Source organism: Roseiarcus fermentans, from assembly GCF_003315135.1.
Taxonomy (GTDB): domain Bacteria; phylum Pseudomonadota; class Alphaproteobacteria; order Rhizobiales; family Beijerinckiaceae; genus Roseiarcus; species Roseiarcus fermentans.
The window spans coordinates 28,096-40,809 of the sequence record NZ_QNRK01000001.1 but is presented as its reverse complement, the minus strand read 5'-3'; the positions used below and the strand labels follow the sequence as shown (position 1 = coordinate 40,809).

The 12,714-nt window shown below is 69.6% G+C and carries 16 protein-coding genes; 7 read left to right on the top strand and 9 right to left on the bottom strand.

Going from position 1 to position 12,714, the window contains the following annotated elements; genetic code table 11:
* Window positions 1–28 precede the first annotated feature (28 nt).
* The 7 genes from gshB to rsmI all read right to left on the bottom strand — a co-directional run bounded on the left by gshB (window position 29) and on the right by rsmI (window position 4,968).
* Window positions 29–985, bottom strand: coding sequence for a glutathione synthase (gene gshB / locus DFR50_RS00210; RefSeq protein WP_113887176.1), 957 nt, complete (start codon window positions 983–985; stop codon window positions 29–31).
* 29 nt (window positions 986–1,014) lie between these two features.
* Window positions 1,015–1,407, bottom strand: coding sequence for a YraN family protein (locus DFR50_RS00205; RefSeq protein ID WP_113887175.1), 393 nt, complete (start codon window positions 1,405–1,407; stop codon window positions 1,015–1,017).
* Window positions 1,408–1,429: 22 nt separating this feature from the next.
* Entirely contained in the window at window positions 1,430–1,789 is a 360-nt protein-coding gene (locus DFR50_RS00200; RefSeq protein WP_113887174.1) for a HepT-like ribonuclease domain-containing protein, read from the bottom strand.
* The gene (locus tag DFR50_RS00195) at window positions 1,779–2,075 is read right to left on the bottom strand and encodes a nucleotidyltransferase family protein (protein ID WP_113887173.1); all 297 of its coding nucleotides are present in this window, start codon (window positions 2,073–2,075) and stop codon (window positions 1,779–1,781) included. Before DFR50_RS00195 ends, DFR50_RS00200 begins: the two co-directional genes overlap by 11 nt.
* Before the next feature lie 451 nt (window positions 2,076–2,526).
* Entirely contained in the window at window positions 2,527–2,928 is a 402-nt protein-coding gene (locus tag DFR50_RS00190; RefSeq protein WP_245427214.1) for a HepT-like ribonuclease domain-containing protein, read from the bottom strand.
* Window positions 2,918–3,214 (bottom strand): nucleotidyltransferase family protein, encoded by a 297-nt coding sequence (locus tag DFR50_RS00185; RefSeq protein WP_113887453.1) that lies wholly within the window; start codon window positions 3,212–3,214, stop codon window positions 2,918–2,920. The genes DFR50_RS00190 and DFR50_RS00185 overlap by 11 nt, the downstream gene beginning before the upstream one ends.
* Before the next feature lie 818 nt (window positions 3,215–4,032).
* Window positions 4,033–4,968 carry a 16S rRNA (cytidine(1402)-2'-O)-methyltransferase gene (gene rsmI, locus DFR50_RS00180; RefSeq protein ID WP_113887452.1) on the bottom strand — a complete coding sequence of 312 codons (936 nt, stop codon included), beginning with the start codon at window positions 4,966–4,968 and terminating at the stop codon, window positions 4,033–4,035.
* A 158-nt stretch (window positions 4,969–5,126) separates the two neighbouring features.
* On the opposite strand from rsmI, the gene DFR50_RS00175 reads away from it, so the two are divergent.
* Together DFR50_RS00175 and DFR50_RS00170 are read left to right on the top strand one after the other, a co-directional pair.
* The gene (locus DFR50_RS00175; RefSeq protein ID WP_113887172.1) at window positions 5,127–6,326 is read left to right on the top strand and encodes a penicillin-binding protein activator; all 1,200 of its coding nucleotides are present in this window, start codon (window positions 5,127–5,129) and stop codon (window positions 6,324–6,326) included.
* Window positions 6,327–6,643: 317 nt separating this feature from the next.
* Entirely contained in the window at window positions 6,644–7,390 is a 747-nt protein-coding gene (locus DFR50_RS00170; protein ID WP_113887171.1) for a YebC/PmpR family DNA-binding transcriptional regulator, read from the top strand.
* A 72-nt stretch (window positions 7,391–7,462) separates the two neighbouring features.
* On the opposite strand, the gene DFR50_RS00165 is transcribed toward DFR50_RS00170, so the two are convergent.
* Both DFR50_RS00165 and DFR50_RS00160 read right to left on the bottom strand, forming a co-directional pair.
* Window positions 7,463–7,780 carry a hypothetical protein gene (locus tag DFR50_RS00165; protein ID WP_113887451.1) on the bottom strand — a complete coding sequence of 106 codons (318 nt, stop codon included), beginning with the start codon at window positions 7,778–7,780 and terminating at the stop codon, window positions 7,463–7,465.
* A 290-nt stretch (window positions 7,781–8,070) separates the two neighbouring features.
* Window positions 8,071–8,523, bottom strand: coding sequence for an NUDIX hydrolase (locus tag DFR50_RS00160; protein ID WP_113887170.1), 453 nt, complete (start codon window positions 8,521–8,523; stop codon window positions 8,071–8,073).
* 144 nt (window positions 8,524–8,667) lie between these two features.
* Here DFR50_RS00160 and DFR50_RS00155 point away from each other — a divergent pair, with 144 nt between their 5' ends.
* The 5 genes from DFR50_RS00155 to DFR50_RS00135 all read left to right on the top strand — a co-directional run bounded on the left by DFR50_RS00155 (window position 8,668) and on the right by DFR50_RS00135 (window position 12,704).
* Entirely contained in the window at window positions 8,668–9,312 is a 645-nt protein-coding gene (locus DFR50_RS00155) for an NnrU family protein (RefSeq protein WP_245427212.1), read from the top strand.
* A gap of 152 nt (window positions 9,313–9,464) precedes the next feature.
* Window positions 9,465–11,288, top strand: a complete 1,824-nt coding sequence (locus DFR50_RS00150) for an IlvD/Edd family dehydratase (RefSeq protein WP_113887169.1) — start codon at window positions 9,465–9,467, stop codon at window positions 11,286–11,288.
* Window positions 11,289–11,342: 54 nt separating this feature from the next.
* Window positions 11,343–11,582 carry a type II toxin-antitoxin system VapB family antitoxin gene (locus DFR50_RS00145; RefSeq protein ID WP_113887168.1) on the top strand — a complete coding sequence of 80 codons (240 nt, stop codon included), beginning with the start codon at window positions 11,343–11,345 and terminating at the stop codon, window positions 11,580–11,582.
* Complete coding sequence (locus tag DFR50_RS00140) at window positions 11,570–11,983, top strand: type II toxin-antitoxin system VapC family toxin (protein ID WP_113887167.1); 414 nt, start codon at window positions 11,570–11,572, stop codon at window positions 11,981–11,983. Before DFR50_RS00145 ends, DFR50_RS00140 begins: the two co-directional genes overlap by 13 nt.
* Window positions 11,967–12,704: a GNAT family N-acetyltransferase gene (locus DFR50_RS00135; protein ID WP_113887166.1), complete on the top strand. Its 738-nt coding sequence runs from the start codon at window positions 11,967–11,969 to the stop codon at window positions 12,702–12,704. Before DFR50_RS00140 ends, DFR50_RS00135 begins: the two co-directional genes overlap by 17 nt.
* Window positions 12,705–12,714 lie beyond the last annotated feature (10 nt).

Genomic DNA, 12,714 nt, shown 5'->3' with positions numbered 1-12,714 from the left:
CGGTTGACGGCCGAAAGCCGTCCGGACGTCAGGACTTTCGGTTTGCGGCGTATCGGGCCTCGATCGCATCCCAGATCGCCGCCGCGAGGTCCGGGCCGCCGAGCCGCTTGATCGCGCGAATGCCGGTCGGCGAGGTGACATTGATTTCGGTCAGATAGCCGTCGATCACGTCGATACCGACGAAAACCAGGCCGCGCCGTTTCAGTTCCGGGCCGATCCGGGCGCAGATCGCCCGTTCGCGCTCGGTGAGGTCGGTTTCCCGCGCCGCGCCGCCCCGCACCATGTTGGACCGGATGTCGTCGCCGGCGGGGACGCGATTGACCGCGCCCCGGGCTTCGCCGTCGACCAGAATGATGCGCTTGTCGCCCTGCGCCACCGCCGGCAGGAACTTCTGGATCACCCACGGCTCGCGCAGGGTGGCGGTGAAGAGATCGAACAGCGAACCGAAATTCGGGTCCTGGCGGCTGACCTTGAACACCGCCGCGCCGCCGTGGCCGTAGAGCGGCTTCATCACCACCTCGCCGTGCTCGGCGCGAAACGCTTCGATCGCCTCGCGGTCGCGCGCGATCAGCGTCGGCGGCATCAGCTCGGGAAAGTCCATCACGAACAGCTTTTCCGGCGCGTCGCGGACGCTGCGCGGGTCGTTGACCACCAGCGTCGCCGGGTGGATGCGCTCGAGCAGATGCGTCGTCGTCACATAGGCGAGGTCGAACGGCGGGTCCTGCCGCAAGAGCACCACGTCCACGGTCGCGAGGTCGACGAGGCGCGGCTCGCCGAGCGTCGCGTGGTCTACTTCGATGTCGCGCACCGCGAGCGGTTCGGCCATGGTCTCGACGCGACCGCAGTTGAGCCGCAGGCGATCGGGGGTATAGTGCAGCAGCCGGTGACCGCGCGCCTGCGCCTCGAGCAGCAGGGCGAAGGTGGAATCGCCTGCGATGCGGATGCGCGCGATCGGGTCCATCTGCACGGCGACGGTGAGGGGCATGGGCGGTCCTGGGACGAGAGAGGCCGGGATCAGTCGATCATCAGCGTATACGCGCACCGTTCGTGCCGGGGAAGTTTTCCGCGCGCCACGAACACCGCGTCGCCGCGCAACGTGAAATCGACCGCCCAGGGGTTGCGGGCGAGCCAGGCGCGGGCGGCGCGGCCGATGCGCCGCCGCTTGGCCGGACCGATGGACTCCGCGGCGGAGCCGAGATCGGCGCGCGCCTTGACCTCGACGAAGGCGACGGCGTCGCCCTTTCGGGCGATCAGGTCGATCTCGCCGCCGTGGGCGGCATAGCGGCGCGCGAGGATCGAATAGCCTTTGCATGTCAGCCAGATCGCCGCGATCGTCTCGGCGTTCAGGCCGAACCGATGGGCGAGGCGGCGGCGGGCCTCGACGTCGCCCCGGCGGGGCGGGCTCATCGCGGCCGGGCGCAGCTGTAGGTCACGGCAGCTCCCCGAGTTCGCGCAATTCCTGTTCCACGGCTGCAAGTAGGGGCGGCAGACGGTCTTCGACCGTGCCCCAGACAAGGCGTTGCGCGACATCCTCGTAATCGTGGCGGTAGATATTCCCCGCGGCCGCCATCTCCATCCATGGAATATCTGGATGACGCTGCTTGATTTCTGGCGGAACACGGCGTGAGGCTTCCGAGATAATTTCGAGGCACCGTGTCACCGCATAGAAATAAAGATCTTCGTTGCGAAAGCGCTCGTAGGTGAGACCATGAACGAAGCGTTGCGCCAGATAGATGTTATGACGCATGTGATGCAGATAACGAGCCGCTCCGGAAGCGCTAGAATGCATAGATGGCGTCCGCCGTCGCCGCAGGACGGACGTAGGGCTTGAGACCCTCGCGGTCGACCACATCGACAGGCCCGTCGAAGAGGCCGGCGATGTAAAGCTTAAGACCTGCGTAGGCGTAGACGTCGCCGATGGCCTCCGGATCGATGTCGATCATGATGTCGATGTCGCTGTCGGGGCGATTGTCGCCGCGCGCGCGCGACCCGAACAGGGCGGCGTGCGCAACGCCGTGGCCCCGAAGCTCGGCCTCGCTCGCCCGCAACCGGGCTATGATCGCGTCGCGGTCCATGGCGAAACGATATCACAAGACGCGATCGCAGGCGACACGCTCGCGTTGACGAGCCCCTGCCGATCCGCCTCGTCCGATGGGCTCGCGACGCCACGTCGGCCGTGCTCGCCGTCGGCCCGGCCCCGTCAGGCGCCCACTCTCGTCATTATCGAAAAGGCTAGCTAGTTAGTTTTGTTTATCCGAATGATGGCGTATGCTGGCGAGATTGGCGGAGGACGTCGACGCCACGGCTGTATGACAATGTCCATCGTCGCCTCGCTCCGGCGCGCGACAGACCCTGCGCCGGCGAAGACAAGGCGGCTCAGCGGTCGCCTCGATCGTGGGACCCGACCTGGCGGGAGGGGGCCAACGCCACTGCGTCAGTCTTCCCGAGCCGCTTCTCCGAACCTCGTCCCGAGCCCGACGAAGGCGAGGCGGCGGCGGGCCTCGACGTCGCCCCGGCGGGGCGGGCTCATGCCGGCTCGCAGGCGGTGGTGTCCCGCGTTTGCGTGTGGACGAAGGTCACGGCGCCTCTCCGAGATCGCGCAATTCCTGTTCCACGGCGGCCAGAAGCGGCGACAAGTCCTTCTGGACAGTTCGCCAGAGGACTCGCTCGCGCACGTCCATATACATAGACGTTCCCCGCGCCAGCAATGTCGGGCCAGGGAATGCCGGCGTGCCGTTGTTTCGTCGTCTCGGGCAAACGGCGCGAAGCTTCGGAAATGATCTCGAGCGCGCGCGTCACGGCATAAACCCTGAGCGGATCGGCGCGAAAGCGTTCGTAATCGAGACCTTCGACGAAATGCCGCGCCAAAACGATGTTGTCGCGAATATGAAACAGATACGCGATCGAACCGGAGCGGTCAGAACGCATACAAGGCATCCTGCTCCGCTGGAGGGCGGATGTGGGGCTTCAGTCCTCCGCGGTCGATCACATCGACCGGACCGCCGAAGAGACCGGAGATATACCGTTGCAGGCCGACATACTCGTAGACCGAGATGTCGGCGTCCGGCTCGATGTCGATCATGATGTCGATGTCGCTGTCGGGGCGATTGTCGCCGCGCGCGCGCGACCCGAACAGGGCGGCGTGCGCAACGCCGCGCGCCCGAAGCTCGGCCTCGCTCGCCCGCAACCGGGCTATGATCGCGTCGCGGTCCATGCTCGGGACCATATCACAAGACGGGAACGCGCGCGAAACGCCCGCCTTGGCGGATCCCTGCCGATCCGCCTCGTCCGATCGGCTCACGACGCCATGTGCTCGCCGTCGCCCCCGCCCCGTCAGGCGTCCGCTCTCGTCGTTATCGAAAAGGCGGGTCAATCAGTTGCGTTTATCAGAATGACGGCGTATGCTGGCGAGATTGGCGGAGGACGTCGACGCCACGGCTGTATGACAATGTCCATCGTCGCCTCGCTCCGGCGCGCGCGAGAGAATCCCTGCGCCTGCGCGAGCGCCGGCGCCGGCGAGGACGGGGCGGCTCGGCGGTCGCGCTCGATCGTGGGACCCGACCTGGCGGGAGGGGGCCAACGCCACTGCGTGAGTCTTCCCCAGCCGCTTCTCCGAACCTCGTCCCGAGCCCGACGAAGGATGCTCCGGAGCGCGCCGGAAACGCTAGAGTCCGCTGGTCCGCCCAACGAACGTTGCGTGGGAGCGGCGGCGTCTCGCCGCCGCGGCGCCCGAGACGGGCGCCCTCCAATCGTAAGGCGCTGCGGCTGATCCAGCTTAGCGCGTCCTGGGGCGCGGCCGCGCTTTTCTCCCCCGTGAAGCGAAGCGGAACGGGGCCGGCCGAAGGCTGGCGGAGGGGGCCGCCCAGCGGCAGGTCGGCAGTCGCCAGAGTGACAGGTTTCGGCGCCCAAGTCCCTGAAAGGCGGCCTCGCCTGCCAGAACGGCGCGCTGACCGCCGCCGGCCGAAACAACCCACGGTCCCGCGGGACGGCGCCGGCTCGGCGCCGCTGCGCCCGACGCCCCGGTCGGCGCGCTCACCGCGCCTCTCCCGCCAACGCCAGCGCCCGCGCGTAAACCTGCCGCCGCGGCAGGCCGTGCCGGGCGGCGACCGCCGCCGCCGCGTCCTTGACCGAGAGCGTCTTCAGCGCCGCGCCGATCTCGGCGTCCAGCGTGGTCTCGTCGACCGCCTCGCGCGCCTGCGGCGCCCCGACCACGACCACGATTTCCCCGCGGGGCGGCCCGCTGGCCTGGAATCGGGCCGCAAGCGCGTCGAGCGTCCCGCGCAAGACCTCCTCGTGCAGCTTGGTCAGTTCGCGCGCCACCGCCGCGGGACGGGGGCCGAGCTCGGCGGCGAGATCGGCGAGGGTCTCGGCGAGGCGGCTCGGCGCTTCATAGAAGACGAGCGTCGCCGGCACGCCGGCGAGCGCGTTGATCCGCTCGCGCCGCGCGGCGCTGCGGGGCGGCAGGAAACCCTCGAAAAAGAAGCGGTCCGTCGGCAGGCCGGCGACGCAGAGCGCGGCGAGCGCCGCGCTCGCCCCCGGCGCGGTCGTGACGGCGAAGCCGGCGGCGACCGCCTCGGCGACCAGCTTGAAGCCGGGGTCGGAGACGAGCGGCGTGCCGGCGTCCGAGATCAGCGCCAGCGCCTGGCCCTCGGCGATGCGCCGCAGAGCGCGCGGCCGCGCCTCGGCCGCGTTGTGCTCGTGATAGGGCGTGAGCGGCGTCTCGACGCCGTAGCGGGCGAGCAGGGTGCGCGAGACGCGGGTGTCCTCGGCGAGGACGGCGTCGGCGGCGGCGAGGATCGCGAGCCCGCGCAAGGTCATGTCGCCGAGGTTGCCGATCGGCGTCGCGACCACATAGAGCCCTGCCGCGAGCGGCGGCGCGGGCACGGCGACGCCATGGACGAAAAAGGCCCGGTCCGCCCGCTGGGCCGGATCGCCTCTGGGGCGCCGAAAATCGTCGTCATTCTTCATGGTTCGCGCTCCGCCGGGCGCGTCGGAGGACGGCATAGCCAAACGCGGTCGAAAATGCCACAATTTCGGTGGACGGGCCGCGTTCGGGGTTTGTCGCGCAGGGGCAAGCGCGATAGGCCCGCGATGGCGCGACAGGGCGCCGCTTCGCCGGAGTTCGCATGGACGTTTCCTTTCTGTCGCGCGAGGGCCGGATGGTCTTGAGCCGGCGCGCGCTCATCGGCGGCGGTCTCGCCATCACGCTCGCCGGCTGCAACTCCAGTTCGCTGCTCGCGCCCGAGGCCGCCCCGCCCGGCGCCGCGCCGGCCGGAGCGCCGGCGCCCGCGGTTGGCGAGACGCTGGGAACCGGGCCGGTCCGGGTCGGCATGATCCTGCCGCTGACCCAGAACGGCGCGCCGAGCCCGATCGGCGCCTCGATGCGCAACGCCGCGCAACTGGCGATCGACGAATTCTCCGGCCCCTTCATCACGCTGATGATCCAGGACGACCGTTCGTCGCCGGAGGGCGCGGCCGAGGCCGCCAAGGCCGAAATCGGCGCCGGCGCGCAACTGCTCCTCGGGCCGCTCTACGCCAACAACGTGCGCCAGGCGGCTTCGGTCGCGCGGGGCGCCGGGAAACCGATGATCGCCTTTTCCACCGACATCGGCGTCGCCGGCCCCGGCGTGTTCCTGCTGTCGTTCCTGGTCGAAACCTACGACGACCGGATCGCCGAATTCGCCGTCTCGCGCGGCAAGAAGGCGTTCGCGGCGATGGCCCCGCAGACCGACTACGCCAACGCCGCCCTCGCCGAATTCCAGCAGGTCGCCGGCCGGCTCAACGCGCCGGTCGCCGTCGTCGCCCGCTACCCGGCCGGCCAGCCGCAGGAGGCCGCGCAACAGATCGCGGCGGCGGGCGGCCAGTTCGATGCGCTGTTCATTCCCGAGCAGGCCGACGGCATGCCGGCGGTCGCGAGCGCGCTGGCCGCGAGCGGCGTCAAGACGCAGCTCCTCGGCACCGGCGTCTGGAACGACGCGCGCGTCCTGCGGCTGCCGCAGATGCAGGGCGCGTGGTTCGCCGCGCCCGACAGCGCCGGATTCGACGCCTTCGCGCAGAAGTACAAGGCCAAGTTCGGCAGCCAGCCGACGCGCCTGGCGACGCTCTCCTACGACGCCGTGTCGCTCGCGGGCGCGCTCGCGCGCGGCGCCGGCCCCGATCCGTTCAGCCTGCAGGCGCTGACCAACGTCAACGGCTTCAACGGCGCCGACGGCGTGTTCCGCTTCCGCTCCGACGGGTGGAACGAGCGCGGCCTGGCGGTGATGGAGATCGACAACAACGCCGCCGTGGTCGTCAGCCCGGCGCCGAGGAGTTTCGCCGGCGGCTGAGGCGGCCTCGCGCGCCGCCGACCATTGCGTCGGCCGGGCGCCGGCGACCGATAGCCCGCGTCGAACGCCGGCGCACAGTCCCAGGCTGGACGGGGATTTGCTGGGCAAACCCTGCCCGGCGTCCCCTTCGTGGCTCCATCCTCTCCAGAGTGGCCGCCTCCCGCAGACCCGGCGCGGTTCGCCGCTTTGCCTTGAGGTGCGATCGCCCTGAATGATCGTTCCTTCGCGCCTTCCCTTGCCGCCGGGCTTTGGCGTATAGGGGTCCGATTTCCTTTTCACGGGTTGCGCAGGAAGGCGCGCTTTGCGCGAGGCGATGGATGGCAGGTCATAGTCAGTTCAAGAACATCATGCACAAGAAGGGCAAGCAGGACGCGCTGCGCTCCAAGCTCTTCTCCAAGCTCGCGCGCGAAATCACCGTCGCGGCCAAGCTCGGCATGCCCGACCCGGCGATGAACCCCCGCCTGCGCGCGGCGGTGCTCGACGCCCGGGCGGAGAACATGCCCAAGGACAACATCGAGCGTGCGATCAAGAAGGCCTCGGGCGGCGACAGCGAGAACTACGACGAGGTGCGCTACGAGGGCTACGCACCCGGCGGCGTGGCCGTCATCGTCGAGGCGCTGACCGACAACCGCAACCGCACGGCGGGCGAGGTGCGCTCCTGCTTCACCAAGGCCGGCGGGTCGCTGGCGGAAACCGGGGCGGTGTCGTTCATGTTCGACCGGGTCGGCCTGATCGTCTTCGACCGCAAGGTCGCCGACGACGACGCCATGCTCGAAGCGGCGATCGAGGCCGGCGCCGACGACGTCGTCTCCGGCCCCGAGGAGCACGAGGTGATCACCTCGGTCGAGGCGCTGGCCGAAGCGCAGAAGGCGCTGGAGGCGAAGTTCGGCGAGCCGCGCAAGGCCGCGCTCGCCTGGCGGCCGCAGAACACCGTCGCGGTGGACGACGAGGCCGGGGAAAAGATCCTGCGCCTGATCGGCCAGCTCGAGGACAACGACGACGTCCAGCACGTCACCGCCAACGTCGAGGTTTCCGACGCGCTGGTCGCGAAGATGGAAGGGTGAATGGAGAGGCGTCGGGCGGCCGGGGTCTTGCGACCACCGCCGCTACCGCCTCTCGCCTGCCGACTGCCGGGATCATCCCCACCGGCAGCGGACGCCGCCCCAGGGGCCGACCCAGCAGCGACGCACCGGCCGGTAATAGCCGTAGAAGTAGGGCCGCGGCGCGCCCCAGCCCCAGCGCGGCGGCGGCGGGCCCCAGCCCCACGGCCGGTTGGGATGCCAGCGGCCCCACCGGTCCCACCACACGCGCTCGACGTCGGAACCAGCGATCGGCGCCGCGAGCGACGGCGCCGAAAGAGTGAACGCGGCCGAGGGTCCGGCCGCGGCGCCGACGACGACGGCTGCGCCGGCGATCGCGGCGAGGGCGCCGCGCGGGATGAATCTCAGGTTCATGCTGCTCTCCACCTTGGACAGTCCCCCGACCATGGAATGGAACGGCGCCGGCGCTGAACCGGGCATGAACCACTGTCACCTTTTCGCGTTGACATGCGAGGGCGGGGAATCCTGCGCCGTCGCCGCCCACTCCGCCCGGATTGCAGCTCCCGGGCGGCGCGCGGCTCGTCCCCTTCAGCCGCTTGGCTTCACGGGGAAAGACCGCCGCAGCCGTCGCCGAAACGCTCCCCAGCGAAGCGGCGAGCGTCAGGAGTCGGAGCAAGACGACTCGAAACGGCGAAGCCGGCGCGCTACCGGCTCTCGCTCTCGATGCGCCGGGCGCCGGCGACGATCTCGGCGAGTTCCGGCGTGGCGAGCAGCGAGTCGCAGGCGTCGGGCTCGATCCACGCGACCGCGTCGATCTCGTCGCTGACGCGCGCTTCGCCGCGGGTCCAGCGGCCGACGAACGAGGCGATGACGAAATGCGCCCGCACGCGGCCGCCTTCGCGCACGATCGGTTCGACATGGCGGTTGAAGCCGACGATCGCGCATTCGACGCCGACCTCCTCGTAGAGTTCGCGCGCCGCCGCCTCGGCCAGCGTCTCGCCGACCTCGACCACCCCGCCCGGCAGGGAAAATCGCCCCGCCATCGGCGGCCGCGCCCTCCGCCCGACGAGCACCCTTCCCTCGCGGAAAACCGCGACAGAGACGGCGAGAATCGGCCGTGGCGGATAGAGCCGGTCCGCGGGCGCGGGGTCAGCCATGGGGAAAACCCCATCGGCGGACGCCGGCGCCCGGGACAGGAAGCGGAAGTCGCAAGGGCCGCGCGTTCGCCATCGAAGGGTCGCCTCTCCTGGACATCGCCGTCGTAGCACGAAGCCGCCGCGTCCGGGGAGGCCGCGTCGCTCTTGCCAGCGCGACCAGCGGGCGCCACCTTGGCGGCGCATTTTCCGGACTGGGGCGTCGACGTCATGACCTTGCTGATCTTCGGCCTGGTGATCTTTCTCGGACTTCATTCGATCCGCATCTTCGCCGACAGCGGGCGGGAGCGATCGATCGCGCGCATGGGCGAGGGGCCGTGGAAGGGCGTCTATTCGCTGCTGTCGCTCGCCGGCTTGGTGATGATCGTCTGGGGGTTCGCTGAGGCGCGCTGGTCCGCGCCGATCCTCTGGGCGCCGCCGGTGTGGACGCGCCACATCGCGCTGCTGCTCATGCTGTTCAGCATGATCCTGCTCGGCGCCTACGGCCTCAAGACAAGCCACATCGCCGTCGCCGTCCATCACCCGATGCTGTGGGCGGTCGTGGTCTGGTCGGCCGCGCACCTGATCGCCAACGGTTCGGCGGCGGACGTCGTGCTGTTCGGCGCCTTTCTCGCTTGGTCGCTCCTCGACCTGTCGAGCAATTATGCGCGCGACCGCGCCAAAGCGGTCGTCTATCCCGCGCCGAACCTCGGCGCGACGATCGGCGCGATCGCCGTCGGACTCGTCCTCTGGGCGGTCCTGATCGGCGGACTGCACCGCATGCTGTTCGGCGTGTCGCCGCTGGCGATGTAGGACCGGGCGATCCGGCCCCGGGCGGGCGTCGCGAGGGCCGGCCGGAACCGCGCCGGAAGCGCGCGCGGACATTGAAACGACGCGTGGATCCGCCCATACTGGCATGCCAGCGCCGCGCGACCGCGGCGCGGGCCCGAGGAGAGGTTGAGACGATGGCGGACAAGCCCAACACCGGCGACGGCGACGGCGCAGCCAGGCGGCCCCTCCGTTCGCGCCTCTGGTTCGACAATCCCGATAACCCCGGCATGACGGCGCTCTACCTCGAGCGCTATCTCAATTTTGGCCTGACGCCGGCGGAGCTGCGCTCCGGCAAGCCGATCATCGGCATCGCCCAGACGGGGTCGGACCTGTCGCCCTGCAACCGGCATCATCTCGACCTCGCCAAGCGGGTGCGCGACGGAATCCTGGTCGCCGGCGGCGTGCCGTTCGAATTCCCGGTCCATCCAATCCAGGAAACCGGCAAGCGGCCGACCGCGGCGCTCGACCGCAACCTCGCCTATCTCGGCCTGGTCGAGATCCTGATGGGCTATTTCATCGACGGCGTCGTGCTGACGACCGGATGCGACAAGACCACGCCTGCCTGCCTCATGGCGGCGGCGACCGTCAACATCCCGGCGATCGTGCTTTCCGGCGGCCCGATGCTGAACGGCTGGCACAAGGGCGAACGGACCGGGTCCGGAACAGTCGTCTGGCAGGCGCGCTCCGATCTCGCCGAGGGCAAGATCGACTACGAAGAGTTCATGGCGCTCGTCACCTCCTCGGCGCCGTCGATCGGCCACTGCAACACCATGGGCACGGCCTCGACCATGAACGCGCTCGCCGAGGCGCTCGGCATGAGCCTGCCGGGCTGCGCCGCCATTCCCGCGCCCTATCGCGAGCGCGGCCAGATCGCCTACGAGACCGGACGGCGCATCGTCGAGATGGTGTTCGAGGACCTGAAGCCGTCCGACATCCTGACGCGCGAAGCGTTCGAGAACGCGATCGTCGTCAACAGCGCCATCGGCGGCTCGACCAACGCGCCGATCCACGTCAACGCTATCGCCCGCCACATCGGCGTCGAACTGACCGTCGCCGACTGGGAAACGGTCGGCCGCGACGTGCCGCTGCTGGTCAACATGCAGCCAGCGGGCGCCTATCTCGGCGAGGAGTTCTATCGCGCCGGCGGGGTCCCGGCCGTGGTGCACGAACTGATGAAGCGCAAGCTCGTGCGCGAGCGGGCGCTGACGGTCAATGGCCGCACGATCGGTGAAAATTGCGCTGCGAGCGCCTCGCTCGACCCGCTGGTCGTCGTTCCGATCGAAACGCCGCTGAAGGAAGAGGCCGGGTTTCTGGTCCTGTCCGGCAATCTGTTCGACGACGCGATCATGAAGACGAGCGTCATCGACGACGCGTTCCGCAAGCGCTTCCTCTCCAACCCCGACGATCCGGAGGCCTTCGAGGGCCGGGCGATCGTGTTCGACGGACCCGAGGACTACCACGCCCGGATCGACGACCCCGCGCTCGCCGTCGACGAGCATTGCGTCCTGATCATCCGCGGCACGGGACCGATCGGCTATCCGGGCGGCGCGGAGGTGGTGAACATGCAGCCGCCCGCCGCGCTGATCAGGAAGGGGGTTTCGGCGCTGCCCTGCGTGGGCGACGGCCGGCAGTCCGGCACGTCGGGCTCGCCCTCGATCCTCAACGCGTCCCCCGAGGCTGCGGCGGGAGGCGGGCTGGCGCTCGTCAGGACCGGCGACCGGGTGCGGATCGACCTCCTGAAGCGTCAGGCGAACATCCTCGTTTCCGACGACGAGCTGAACTTGCGACGCGCCGAGCTGCAAGGTCGCGGCGGCTACGCCTTCCCCAGGAGCCAGACGCCGTGGCAGCAGATCCAGCGCGAGATGGTGGCGCAGTTCGACGAAGGCATGGTGCTGAAGCCGGCCGTCGCCTACCAGCGGCTGGCCCAGACGGCCGGGGTCCCACGGGACAATCATTGACCGGGGCGGGCGCCCGTATAGACTAAGCGGGCGGCTGTCTATACGGAGGCGCTCTTGGGACTCAGCATTCGCGATCCCGCGGTCGGCGCGCTCGCCCGTGAACTCGCCCGACTGCGCGGGACCAACATGACCGAAGCGATCGCCCACGCGCTCACGGCGGAACTGAAGCGCGAGCGCGACAAGCGGCCGCTCGAGGAGCGGCTCGAAGACCTCGCCAACGAGACGCTGGCGATGGCGAAGCCGGGCGGCCACGTCATGACCAAGGAAGAGATCGACGCGCTATGGGGGCAGTAGCGTTCGTCGACACCTCGGTCGTGGTCGCCATTCTCGCCAAGGAACCCGATTGGCGCGAATGTTCGCGAAAGGTCGCCGCGGCGACGGAGCGCCTGACATCGCCCGTCGTGCGACTGGAAACCTCGATCGTCCTGGCCGCCCGTCTGCTCGTTTCGCCGCGCCAGGCCGAAGGCCAGTTCGAGAGATTTCTGAAGGAGGCGGACGTTTCCGAGGTCGGGCTCGACGCCGCGGTCGGCATCGCCGCGGTTGCGTGTTTCGAGACCTTCGGCAAGGGGCGGCACCCTGCACGCCTGAATTTCGCTGATTGCCTGACTTACGCCTGCGCCAGACTCCATGGCGCGACGCTCCTGTTCAAGGGCGACGATTTCTCGAAGACGGATATCAATGACCAGCGCTCTTGACTCGGCTTCGGCCAACGCCTCCCCCGCCTCGCTCCACGCCCCCGAGGTCGATACGCATCCCGCCCACCGCCCGCAGCGGCTGACGCTGGCCGGGCGCCGGATCACGCTCGCGCCGCTCGACCCGAAAAAGCACGCCGTTGCGCTCTACCACGGCTCGAACGGCGAACCGGAACGGGAGCGGGTCTGGACCTGGCTGTTCGACGGCCCTTACGCCACCCTGCAGGATTTTCGCGCGAGCCTGGAGACGAAGGCGCGTTCGGAGGATCCGCTGTTCTTCGCCGTGATCGACAACGCGACCGGGCGCGCGCTCGGCTACCAGACGCTGATGCGCTTCGACGCCGCCAACCGCGTCGTCGAGGTCGGCAACGTCATGTACACGCCGGCGCTGCAACGGACGGCGGGCGCGACCGAGGCGCAGTATCTGTTCGCCAGCTACGTCTTCGACACGCTCGGGGTCCGCCGCTACGAGTGGAAGTGCAACGCCCTCAACGCGCCGTCGCGGCGGGCGGCGGAGCGGCTCGGCTTCGCGTTCGAAGGGATTTTCCGGCAGCACATGGTCGTCAAGGGCCGCAACCGCGACACCGCCTGGTATGCGATGCTCGACGGCGAATGGCCGGCGCGCAAGGCCGCCTTCGAGCGCTGGCTGCGTCTCGACAATTTCGACGACGCCGGCCGGCAGCGGCAAAGCCTCGCGGGTATCCGATCCCGCGACGCGGCGTGAGGCGAGGGGA